At 40.9% G+C, this 1,191-nt stretch carries 1 protein-coding gene; it reads right to left on the minus strand.

The window, feature by feature from the left end:
• Nucleotides 1-50: 50 nt before the first annotated feature.
• On the minus strand, nt 51-1,130 hold the full coding sequence (locus tag PAEAM_RS24195; RefSeq protein WP_100529272.1) for an RNA-guided endonuclease InsQ/TnpB family protein: 1,080 nt from the start codon (nt 1,128-1,130) through the stop codon (nt 51-53).
• Nucleotides 1,131-1,191 lie beyond the last annotated feature (61 nt).

Below are 1,191 nucleotides of genomic sequence, written 5' to 3' on the forward strand. Positions count from 1 at the left end.
CTAAGATTAGGGTATGCCATTACCCCTCCTAAGACAGTGCATATAGCACCTTAGGCTGATTGACTGTTACCGCCAATCACAGTTGCGTAGCGAATATTCATCGCCCCAACGATATCACGATGTTTCTTGAATCCACATGGGCACTTATATCTTCTATCTTGCGCCTTGTTCTTTTTTGAACATGCTGGACAGGTTTGACTTGAATATGCAGGGTTCACATATTCCACTTTGATCCCTGCCATATTTGCTTTGTATTCAATGAATTGTGCCAAACGGTAGAATGACCAACGGTGTAGATTCTTTTCGTTTTTACGACTTGTTCTTGTCGTCTGCCTAATATTCGTTAGTTGCTCTAAGCGAATGACAGAAGTCTTATTTTCGACTGCGAAATTAACGATTTCACGACTGACTTTGTGGTCTTTGTCTTTCATCCATCGTTGTTCTTTATCATCTAACTTGCGAATAGCGTTCACTTTCTTTTGTTTTCCTAGCTTTTGACGAACACTACGAAACTTCCGTTTCTTGTATTTGTTTTCTCGCCCATTCCCAAAGAAGCGAGCGCGATCATGATCTGTGATGGCTACGGCAGGGATTTTCAGCCCTAAATCAACGCCCAAAATCCGCATACCCGTTTTTTCAGTTGTTGGCATGGTGACAGCAATTTGGGCTATCCACTTACCTGAGCTTTTCGTGACACGGAGCGTACCAAGTTTATGCTTCAAAAGGTCAACGTTTCGATGGTCTTTGTCGATGAACAATGCACGAATTTTTAAACGCTTAGATTTTCCCTCCACCATGAATGGAATGGAAATGTGCGTGAAGTCCAGAGAATAGTTTTGGTTATTCCATACGCAAATCGGTTTCTTTAGGATCGGTATGATTGCGTATTTACTTTTCTTAACTTTGGTAGAGAAGACACTATTTGCATCTTTAATCGTTTGATTTTTTACTGCACTTGGTAGATTAGCAGGAATGTCTTTTGTTGTCTTCTTCAACCTTTTCTTTTCTTCTACCATCTCGGCCACGAGTGTATTAACAACTCGGATATATTCATGACTACTTTGTTGCAATAGTTGGATCTGCTCTTTAGTAGGCAGCAGCTTTACCTTAACCGTTAGGGTCTGAGACAGTTACTTCACCCCCTTGTCTTTTGTTGTTCAACATAACGCTTGATGGTCTCACTTGATACAT

It is taken from the genome of Paenibacillus sp. GM1FR, from assembly GCF_002803315.1.
GTDB lineage: Bacteria > Bacillota > Bacilli > Paenibacillales > Paenibacillaceae > Paenibacillus > Paenibacillus amylolyticus.